Source organism: Acinetobacter sp. UBA3132, from assembly GCF_002364825.1.
GTDB classification, from domain to species: domain Bacteria; phylum Pseudomonadota; class Gammaproteobacteria; order Pseudomonadales; family Moraxellaceae; genus Acinetobacter; species Acinetobacter schindleri.
This window is the reverse complement of the sequence record NZ_DEZM01000089.1, coordinates 1-10,371: the sequence shown is the minus strand read 5'-3', so window position 1 is coordinate 10,371 and position 10,371 is coordinate 1. Positions and strand designations below refer to the sequence as shown.

The following is a 10,371-nucleotide window of genomic DNA, read 5'->3' as shown; positions in this document are numbered from 1 at the left end:
GGATGAATTACACCATCCATTTTTACAATGAGCAACACTTTACACCAAAATAAAAAAGCCGTCATTGCTATGACGGCTTTTTTCGAATGAGTGCAGAAAGGAAATTAGCCAACGCGATAGTTTGGCGCTTCCTTGGTAAACGTCACGTCATGTACGTGAGATTCAGACATACCTGCAGAAGTGATTTTCACAAACTTCGCATTTTGACGAAGATCTTCAATCACTGCAGAACCGGTATAACCCATAGATGAACGCAGACCGCCCATCATCTGATGCACAATGTTACCCATTGGGCCTTTATAAGGTACACGGCCTTCAATGCCTTCTGGAACCAGTTTCTCGGCACCTGCTTTAGAATCCTGGAAATAACGGTCTGCAGAACCTGTTGCTCCAGCCATCGCACCTAATGAGCCCATACCACGGTAAGCTTTATAGTAACGACCCTGGAAGAACTCAACTTCACCTGGTGCTTCTTCGGTGCCAGCCAACAGTGAACCCACCATGATGGTGCTTGCACCAGCGCCAATCGCTTTTGCCATATCGCCAGAGAAACGGATACCACCATCAGCAATCAATGGAATCTGTTCTTTCAATGCATTCGCAACTGAATCGATTGCAGAGATTTGTGGCATACCAATACCCGCAACAATACGCGTCGTACAGATGGAGCCAGGACCGATACCCACTTTAACAGCATCTGCACCAGCATCCAGAAGTGCAAGTGCAGCATCACCCGTCGCAATATTACCGCCAATCACCTGAACTTGTGGGAAATTCTGTTTTACCCAACGTACACGTTCAATCACACCAGCAGAGTGACCATGTGCAGTATCGACGACAATCACGTCTACACCAGCTTCAACCAATGCTTCAACACGGCTTGGTGTTTCTGCACCCGTACCAACCGCAGCACCCACGCGTAGGCGACCCAGGTCATCTTTACAGCTGTTTGGATAGCTTTCAGCTTTGCGGAAATCTGTAACCGTGATCAAACCTTTCAGTTCTTGCTGTTCATTTACAACCAGAACTTTTTCGATACGGTGTTTTTGCAGTAAGGCCTGGATGTTTTCTTTCGACTCACCTTCACGAACTGTGACCAGACGCTCCTGACCTGTCATGATGTTGCTGACTGGCTGTTCAAGATTGGTTTCAAAGCGTGTATCACGACCTGTCACGATACCAATCACTTTGCCATCTTTAACAACAGGTACACCGCTAATATTGTTTGCCTGAGTTAAGGCAATCAACTCACGAACGGTAGTTTCTGGGGTAACAATGATTGGATCTTTCACCATACCCGCTTCGAATTTCTTCACACGACGTACTTCAGCAGCCTGTGCAGCAATATCCATGTTCTTGTGCAGAATACCGATACCACCATTTTGCGCCATTGCAATCGCCATACGGGATTCAGTCACCGTATCCATAGCTGCAGACACAAGAGGAATATTCAGGTTAATGCCGCGAGTCAGGCGTGTCTTTAGAGAGACATCTTTTGGGAGAACAGTAGAGTAGGCAGGGAGTAATAGGACATCATCGAAGGTTAACGCGTCTTGAACGATGGTCAACATAACAGTCTCACTGGTAATTTCCGTGCGCCATTATAAACAAATTTAGCTCTAAATTTCATTGCAATTGCAAAATTTATTTTGACGAAATCTGGACTTAGATCTAATTTAACTGGCTAAATTTATAAATTCGACTATTCAATCAACAGTTTAAATATTCCAACCCAACAAGAAGAATAATTAAGCTTACAAAATCATTTATGCACTTGTTCTTTTCCACAGATAGTGAAATAAAAAACCAATCATTCAGTGATAATACTTTGCCTGTAAATTTGAAGCTCAAGCATGCCAATATTTATATTCAATAAAAAACAGAGCCGAAGCTCTGTTTTTTAAAATCTTGAATTCAAAATTTAACTGACGCGTTCAAAGTTATCGTCATTCTCGGCTTTATCCCGATCGATCTGGATGAATGGAATCATATTATGGGCAATGCGGGCTTTATTACACTGCACATCAGCAACCTGTACTTCCTTACATGAAGTACTGCGTAGCTCATACATACCACAACTGACCTGTTCACCAATCGTACCTTCTAGTGCAACACAGCGTGGGTTTTTCTGATTGGTCCCGGCCATGCACGAATACACCGATGTAACAGGTTCCGTATAGTGCTCTGGCATCGGAATGCCCTCTGCCCAGTAAAACGACACCCTGAAATGGGCACAACATGCGCCACAACTTAAACATGCATCCTGTGTTGGAACTTGAGACAACATTTTTTATAAATTCTCGTCATCAAAAAGATTTTTTGGAATCCGAAAATATAAAAAATGTTGTTTTTTCACTCAAGTATTTTTTTAATTTTTCCTGTTATTCCGGACAGGTAAATACCGTTTCATCCATTAAGTCAGTGCCACATTCCAGGGTTTCAATCCAGTCCAGAAACAGATTGATCTGCTCTTTGCCCACAAACGGTGTACCGTGCTGTGGCACGATCATTTCTACATCCATGGTACGTACCATTTGCACCCAAAGACGGATCACCTTGTTATTACACATATAACGCTGGTGAAAGCCCTTCATTTTCGGGATATGCGCCGCAAAGTTTTCCAGTGGACGCGAAGCGTCTTCGACCATAGACGCGCCCATATCGCCTGAAAACAGGATTTTTGCAATCGGGTCATAGAATTGGAAATTACCGACTGAATGCAGAAAATGAGCGGGAATTGCCACAATATTGGAATTGCCCAGTTTGATAATCTGGCCATGATCCGGCAGCTCCACCAGACGATCTAACCAGTTACCTTTCATGCGGTCACTCATAAAGGCCGAGTTCAGGTGCGGCAAGAAACGTGCCCAGAGCTTGGACGCAACCACTTTGGCATCGGTATAGACTAACCAGCGCGGCATCGAAGTGATAATGTCCGGATCCTGATGCGAGGCCATGACATAGTCCAGATTGGTCAGACGGGTATACTTGTTCAGTTCCATGGTGAGCGGCACATAAGTCAGGTCACCCCCCGGATCCAGTACTGCCGCACGGTTATTATCAATAATTAAAAACTGGTTGGCCTGAACGCCTTCACCTTTTACCAGGCTGGTAAAACTAATGCACTTGTGGATGCCATCATCGAATAAAACCTGTGATGTGGTACGTTCAAAAGCCATAACTTTCCCCAATTTTATACATTTAAAAATGATTTTTGTGTTGTTGTTAACATATAAGTATTCAGAGAAACTTACAATAAATAAAAATGTCTATATAGCCTTATTTATCAGCATTTTGAGAGCTACTTCACAATAAAAAATCCCAAGTTTTTAGCTCAGGATTTAATATATTATTCTTATGAATTAGAAATAATAATGTTTGAGCAAGGTACCAATCCCAATCAACAAGAAGATCAACGCACCAATTTTGTGAATCAAGGCGATTGGCAGGCGGTTTGCCAGCTTATCCCCAATAAAAACTGCCGGTGCATTGGCAATCATCATACCTATTGTGGTTCCCAGCATTACCCAAAGCACACTGTCAAAACGTGCTGCCAGGGCTACAGTTGCAACTTGGGTTTTGTCACCAATTTCTGCCAGGAAGAATAGGATAAAGGTCGCACCAAACACCCCCAATTTTTGCCATTTATTGATGCTAGAAGATTCATCACCAAGTTCATCCGGAATCAGCATCCAGATCGCCATGGCAATAAAACCAATTGAAACAACCCATAACAACACATCTGGACTGATGACCGTGGTAATCCACTGACCCAATACCGCAGACAAACCGTGGTTAATCAAGGTCGCTAGCAAGATCGCAATAAGAATAGGAACAGGCTTTCTGAATCGCGCGGCAAGCAGCAAGGCAAGCAATTGGGTCTTATCGCCCATTTCGGCAAGTGCTACGACGGCAGTTGAAAGAAGGAATTCGTACATGTGTCTTTCTCTGGCTGGCATGTGCTACCGATGACTTACCCTTCCCGCCAGCCAAAATCTGCAGAATGGTAAATCAAAGGTCTTGCCAACAAAAGAAAGCTTCAAGAAGCTCATTTGGTTCTTTGCTATGATGACCATGTCCGGTTCAGGACAAATATGTTGACCATCACCCTTTCGCTTTGCGCAAAAGGCGGCTACTCCCCAATGAAGTAAGCTCATTATAATCAAGAGCATCCATATTTACAAATCGTAATATAAAAAACCCTGCCGGAGCAGGGTCTTTCTATTAAAGCATTAATGCATTAGATCAATAGGCTACGAATATCTTTTAACAATTTGGTTAATTTATTGGTGAAGCGTGCCGCATCTGCACCATTAATCACACGATGATCGTATGACAATGACAATGGAAGCATTAAGCGTGGATCAAAGCCCTCACCATTCCAAACCGGTTGCATGGTCGCAGGTGAAATACCCAGGATTGCAACTTGTGGCCAGTTCACAAGTGGGGTAAACGCTGTACCACCAATTGCTCCAAGACTTGAAATCGTGAAGTTTGCACCTTGCAGATCTTTCGGTGAAAGTTTCTTATCACGTGCTTTTTGACCCAGTTCACCCAATTCTTTCGAAATTTGCTTAATGGATTTTTGATCTGGATTACGCAGTACAGGAACCGTCAAACCATCTGGTGTTGCGACTGCAATCCCCATATGGATTTCGTTACGCAACAGGACTGACTTACCGTCATCTGCCAAATGACCTGCAAATTCACGCTCTTCTTTCAGCAGGTGTGCTACTGCCTTGATAATGAATGACATAATGGTCAGGCTTAGACCTTCTTTCTTAAAGTTGCCTTTCAGCTCATTACGCCATGCTTCAAGTTCAGTAATATCGGCCAAGTCGAACTGTGTCACTTGCGGGATGTAATTATTGAGAGACAACTGCGGAATAGAAACCTGCTGCAAACGCGTCAAGGCTTTCTCTTTCACGCCACCAAATGCATCGAAGCTTGGTAGTTTTGGTAAGCCTGCGGGTGCAGCCGCGGCTGGCGCAACTGCAGCAGATGCCGGTGCAGTCAGACGTGTTTTCACATATGCAAACAGATCTTCTTTCATCAGGCGCGCATGCGGACCAGATGCTTTGACTTCAGCAAGTACCACTCCCAGCTCACGTGCAAGCTTACGAACTGCGGGACCGGCATAGACTTTGGCATTGGCAGCGTTCTGCTCTTTGGTGAGCTTGTCTGCATTTTGCGTTTCAGATGCAGCAGCAGTCTCAACTTTTGGCACTGCAGCTGGTACAGGTACGGCTTTAGCTGCTGACACTTCTGCTTTTGGAGCCGGAGCTGTCGCAGGTGCTGACTGCCCTGCAGCTTCAATCGTAATCAGTGCAATGCCTTCAGAAACGTTCTGGCCGAGCTCGACATGAATTGACTTGATCACACCTGCAGTCGTGCTTGGCACTTCGACAGTCGCCTTATCCGATTCCACCACGATGATACTTTGGTCTTTCTCAACCTTGTCACCGACCTGTACCAGAATTTCTGCTACAGCAGCTTTGTCGACACCCAAGTCAGGTACTTTCACTTCCACATCGCCAGCAGGCGCTGCGGGTGCTTGTGTAACTGTTTCAGCTTTGGCTTCAGGTGCTGCTGGTGCAGAAGCTTGTTCAGCCGACTCAGGAGCTGATTGCTGAACCGGTAATGAAGCCGCAGTTTTCACGGTCAGGATAACCACACCTTCTTTAACGGTATCGCCTTCCTTAATTTGAATAGCTTCTACTGTGCCATCGATGGTGCTTGGAACTTCAACAGTCGCTTTATCGGACTCTACGACCACGATGCTTTGATCAACCGTGATTTCATCACCGACCTGTACCAGAATTTCACCTACCAGTGCTTTTTCTACACCGATATCTGGCACTTTCACTTCAACAGTTGCAGATGCAGCGCTATTAGCAGCAGGTGTCTGGCTTTGTTTAGTCGCAGTGCCCGGCTGATGTGAAGCCACTTCCTGGAGAATTTCATCATCAGGTAATGAAGTCGGCGTATTTTCTGAAGTTTTATCAGACACATCAGCTTGCTGGGTTTCTACAGCATTGGCATCATCTTCAGCCTCTAATTCAATGAGTACTGCACCTTCAGATACTTCATCACCCTGATTAACCAGAATGCTTTTTACCACGCCTGCTGAAGTGCTAGGCACTTCAACAGAGGCTTTGTCAGATTCCAGCAGTACAATGCTTTCATCGATGGCAATGGTATCACCCACTTTCACCAGAATTTCAGCAACTGTTGCCTTATCTACACCAATATCAGGAGTCGTAATTTGCATGATTAGTTCTCCTCCTTGTAGTCAGCAACAGCGTGTAGTTCAGGCGTTGCTTGTGGCGCCCATGCAACTGGACGATCAGTATCCAGCTCGAAGCTAGAAATCGCATCTTTCACTAGACGAGCATCTACTTCACCTTCGTCAGCCAGTTTCTTCAATGTAGCAACCACAATATGAGCAGCATCTACACCGAAGTAGCTACGAAGTTTGGCACGTGTATCGGAACGGCCATAACCATCAGTACCCAATGCAACGAATGGGCGGTTGTCTGGAAGGTAGGCACGGATTTGCTCACTATACGCACGCATATGGTCTGTTGCAGAAACTACAATACCATTTGTGCCACGTAGTTGCTGAGCAACCCAAGACTCTTTCACTTCTTCAGCTAATGGATGTAAACGGTTGTACTCTTCACACGCCATACCATCACGTGCCAGCTCGTTGAAACTGGTTACGCTGTATACGTTTGAATGGATTTGATATTCTTCACGCAGGATCTTCGCAGCTTTGATCACTTCACGTAGAATCACACCTGAACCAAGCAACTGGACAGTCGCTTTCTCGTCTTCTTCCAGCAGATACATACCACGTTTGATGCCTTCTTCAACACCTTGTGGCATTGCAGGATGCTCGTAGTTTTCGTTCATTACGGTTAAGTAGTAGAACACACGCTCTTGATTCACGTACATACGCTTCAAGCCATCGTGAACAATCACGGCAAGCTCATAACCAAAGCAAGGATCATAAGAAATACAGTTTGGAATCGTATTCGCAAGAATATGCGAATGGCCATCTTGGTGCTGTAAGCCTTCACCATTCAATGTAGTACGACCCGCTGTTGCACCCAGCAAGAAGCCTTGTGCTTGCGCATCACCTGCCGCCCATGCAATGTCACCAATACGCTGGAAACCGAACATAGAGTAGTACATGTACATTGGAATCATTGGCAGGTTATTGGTTGAATAACTGGTTGCCAACGCAGCCCAGGCACTCATCGCACCCGCTTCATTAATCCCTTCTTGAAGCATGTGACCGTCTTTTGCTTCACGGTAATGCATCAATTGTTCCTGGTCTTCAGGCGTGTATTTTTGACCATGTGCAGCATAAATGCCCAGCTGACGGAACATACCTTCCAGACCAAATGTACGTGCTTCATCTGGAACGATTGGAACCACGCGGTCTTTGATGGCTTTTTCTTTCAATAATGAAGAAATTAAACGGACCATCACCATGGTGGTTGATTGTTGCTTACCGTTAGAACCTGCAAGTACTGCGTCAAATACCGACAGTTCTGGAATCGCAAGCTGTTCGCTCTCCTTACGACGTGCAGGCAGGTAACCACCGAGCGCCTCACGACGTGCCTTCATATATTTCAATTCAGGCGAGTTTTCGCTTGGACGGTAGAATGGAACTTCTTCTAACTGCTCATCAGTAAATGGCAAGTTGAAACGGTTACGCACATATTTCAACGACTCAAGCTGCATTTTCTTGATTTGGTGAGTCTTATTCACCGCTTCAATTTCTTCAGACAGGCCATAGCCTTTCACTGTTTTCGCCAAGATAACGGTTGGCTGACCTGTGGATTTCATTGCTTCTGCATAGGCTGCATATACTTTGAATGGATCGTGACCACCGCGGTTCAAGTTGTCGATGTCTTCATCACTTAAACCTTTAACCAGCTCTTCAGCTTCTGGGTATTTACCAAAGAAGTGCGCACGTGTATAAGCACCACCTTTTACTTGGTAACGTTGGTAATCGCCGTCTACCGCTTCTTCCATAATCGCTTTTAGAGCGCCAGTTTCATCTTTGGCAAGCAATGGATCCCAATGACGGCCCCAAACGACTTTAATGACGCGCCAGCCTGCACCACGGAATAGCGACTCAAGTTCCTGGATGATCTTGCCGTTACCACGTACCGGGCCATCAAGACGCTGCAGGTTACAGTTGACCACCCAAATCAGGTTATCTAACTTTTCACGGCCAGCCAGAGAGATTGCACCGGTACTTTCTGGTTCATCCATCTCACCATCGCCCAGGTAAGCCCAGACTTTACGATCTTCTTCCTTGATCAAGCCACGGTTCATCAAATACTTTTGAATGTGTGCCTGGTAGATCGACATAATCGGACCCAGACCCATCGATACAGTCGGGAATTGCCAGTAATCCGGCATCAAATATGGATGTGGATAAGAAGGTAAGCCAACGCCATCTACTTCACGACGGAAGTTATTTAAATGGTCTTCCGTTAAACGGCCTTCCAGAAATGAACGTGCATAGATACCCGGAGCACAGTGACCTTGATAATAGATCATGTCACCGCCGAAGCTATCGCTATTGGCACGGAAGAAGTGGTTAAAGCCTACATCATATAAGGTTGCGGATGATGCAAAACTGGCCAAGTGGCCACCTAGATCATCGCCAGTTTTGTTCGCGCGAAGAACCATCGCCAGTGCATTCCAGCGGATCAGCGCACGAATACGGCGCTCCATGTCCTGGTCACCCGGCATAGGTGGTTGTTCTTCAACAGAAATCGTGTTTAAGTAAGGAGTATTTAAACGCTGAATGGGAACATGCTTAGCAATCGCGCGCTGATAAAGTTTCTCTAATAAGAAAGCTGCACGCTCAGTGCCCATGTGTTGCAAAACAGAGTCAAAAGCGTCTTGCCATTCTTGAGTTTCTTGCGCGTCTGTATCGCCATAAAACGCCATAATCTACTGTTCCTAAAGATCTACATTAATCGTTTATATGTATCATATTTAGGGCAGTGACAGGTATCGCCCACGCTGAATGCGCGAATGCCAGGGTATTTAGCAGCTAAATACCTATTGATCATTTATTACACAAAGATACAAATCTGAGTCAGTAAAGAATCAAAATTATACATTGCTCATATTTTTTTAGTGATAAATTAAGACCTGAAAGCAATAAATCTCCAGTTTCTCTCATTTTAGAAAGAGACCAGAGATTTATTACTTTTAAATATGGATGTGCTTTTTCTGTAGGTGTTATGTACAGGGTAGCTTAAATGACCTGACAGGCCTTATGGCAGCATGGCAAGATAAGTTGAAGGATTCTTACGCTGACCGTCTTTTACTACTTCATAGTGTAAATGCGGGCCTGTACAGCGACCTGTACATCCTACGTTGGCAATGTGCTCACCTGCTTCTACGCGATCACCCACACGTGCAATCAGACGTGAAGCATGTGCATAACGAGTCAGGTAACCATTACCGTGATTAATTTCCACGTATTGGCCGTAACCTGTACCCCAACCTGACTTGGTCACAATACCAGGCCCCGTCGCATAGATCGGTGTACCGCTTGGTGCAGACATATCCAGACCAGAATGGTTTTCAGCGCGACCATTCATGGTACGCCCACCAAAGTCAGAGCTGACACGTTTCAGGTTTGGCAGAGGATGTGCAACTAACCAGGAATATGGAGAAGATGAAAAACTTGAAGAAGATTTAGATGTAGACTTAGAAGCGCCGTATTTTTTCTCAATCGTTGCATTGTTGAGCTCAACTGGCTTCTCACGGAGCTGAACGCTTAATTTGGTTTCAGCAGGGATATAAACATCATCTGATTGTGTATAAGCGCCCTGTGCTAAAGTCCGTGTAAGCTGCTCAAGACGATCGACGGATCCACTTTCCTGATTTAGATCCACTAAATCTGCGAATGCTACAGAAGCAGCTGAACTCGCTAGGGAAAATGCCAACAAAATACGTCGCAAATGCATAAAAAACCTCTCTAAAACTGTTTTAATCGAGTTCCTTGGGTGATCTCTTCCTTGATATCTACCGAAAAGAGCGCATAAGATTAAGGCATAATCATGTAGGAATGATGTATGTCTGAACCTGTCAACGTTTTTCAACAAACAAGAAAACACATAAAAACAGGAAACTTCTCGTTTCTCTCATCACAAGTTGCTGCATGGCAGAAACTTACAAAACTCATTCAACCTTTGTTGCCCCAACCGGAACAGTGGCAGGTTGCCTGCTATCAAAATGGTGTGTTAACGCTTACTGGTGAAAACCAGGCCATGATTTCTCAATTGGCCTACTTACAGAAGCAATACGTTTCACAACTCTCTCAAATTAGCG

7 protein-coding genes, 1 pseudogene and 1 riboswitch are annotated in these 10,371 nt (G+C 45.0%); of the genes and pseudogenes, 1 reads left to right on the top strand and 7 read right to left on the bottom strand.

Annotated features, from left to right (window positions below; genetic code table 11):
• Positions 1-104: 104 nt before the first annotated feature.
• The 7 genes from guaB to B4033_RS04120 form a co-directional block, all read right to left on the bottom strand.
• Positions 105-1,571 (bottom strand): IMP dehydrogenase, encoded by a 1,467-nt coding sequence (guaB, locus tag B4033_RS04150; RefSeq protein ID WP_286832317.1) that lies wholly within the window; start codon positions 1,569-1,571, stop codon positions 105-107.
• Positions 1,572-1,921: 350 nt separating this feature from the next.
• A complete protein-coding gene (locus B4033_RS04145; protein ID WP_082180213.1) occupies positions 1,922-2,287 on the bottom strand; it encodes a YkgJ family cysteine cluster protein in 366 nt (121 codons plus the stop codon).
• 94 nt (positions 2,288-2,381) lie between these two features.
• A complete protein-coding gene (locus B4033_RS04140; RefSeq protein WP_286832315.1) occupies positions 2,382-3,179 on the bottom strand; it encodes an MBL fold metallo-hydrolase in 798 nt (265 codons plus the stop codon).
• A 183-nt stretch (positions 3,180-3,362) separates the two neighbouring features.
• Entirely contained in the window at positions 3,363-3,938 is a 576-nt protein-coding gene (locus B4033_RS04135; protein ID WP_005220573.1) for a TMEM165/GDT1 family protein, read from the bottom strand.
• Between the two features lie 71 nt (positions 3,939-4,009).
• Positions 4,010-4,153, bottom strand: a riboswitch (yybP-ykoY riboswitch).
• Positions 4,154-4,240: 87 nt separating this feature from the next.
• A complete protein-coding gene (locus tag B4033_RS04130; protein ID WP_286832313.1) occupies positions 4,241-6,271 on the bottom strand; it encodes a 2-oxo acid dehydrogenase subunit E2 in 2,031 nt (676 codons plus the stop codon).
• Positions 6,272-6,273: 2 nt separating this feature from the next.
• Positions 6,274-8,976 (bottom strand): pyruvate dehydrogenase (acetyl-transferring), homodimeric type, encoded by a 2,703-nt coding sequence (gene aceE, locus B4033_RS04125; RefSeq protein WP_004890761.1) that lies wholly within the window; start codon positions 8,974-8,976, stop codon positions 6,274-6,276.
• Positions 8,977-9,308: 332 nt separating this feature from the next.
• Positions 9,309-10,007 (bottom strand): M23 family metallopeptidase, encoded by a 699-nt coding sequence (locus tag B4033_RS04120; protein ID WP_004813747.1) that lies wholly within the window; start codon positions 10,005-10,007, stop codon positions 9,309-9,311.
• Between the two features lie 108 nt (positions 10,008-10,115).
• Here B4033_RS04120 and B4033_RS04115 point away from each other — a divergent pair.
• A pseudogene (locus tag B4033_RS04115) lies at positions 10,116-10,371 on the top strand (DciA family protein); the annotation flags it as partial.

Coding starts and splice junctions, on each gene's coding strand:
- guaB (WP_286832317.1), bottom strand. CDS start 1,571: ATGTTGACCATCGTTCAAGACGCGTTAACCTTCGATGATGTCCTATTA.
- B4033_RS04145 (WP_082180213.1), bottom strand. CDS start 2,287: ATGTTGTCTCAAGTTCCAACACAGGATGCATGTTTAAGTTGTGGCGCA.
- B4033_RS04140 (WP_286832315.1), bottom strand. CDS start 3,179: ATGGCTTTTGAACGTACCACATCACAGGTTTTATTCGATGATGGCATC.
- B4033_RS04135 (WP_005220573.1), bottom strand. CDS start 3,938: ATGTACGAATTCCTTCTTTCAACTGCCGTCGTAGCACTTGCCGAAATG.
- B4033_RS04130 (WP_286832313.1), bottom strand. CDS start 6,271: ATGCAAATTACGACTCCTGATATTGGTGTAGATAAGGCAACAGTTGCT.
- aceE (WP_004890761.1), bottom strand. CDS start 8,976: ATGGCGTTTTATGGCGATACAGACGCGCAAGAAACTCAAGAATGGCAA.
- B4033_RS04120 (WP_004813747.1), bottom strand. CDS start 10,007: ATGCATTTGCGACGTATTTTGTTGGCATTTTCCCTAGCGAGTTCAGCT.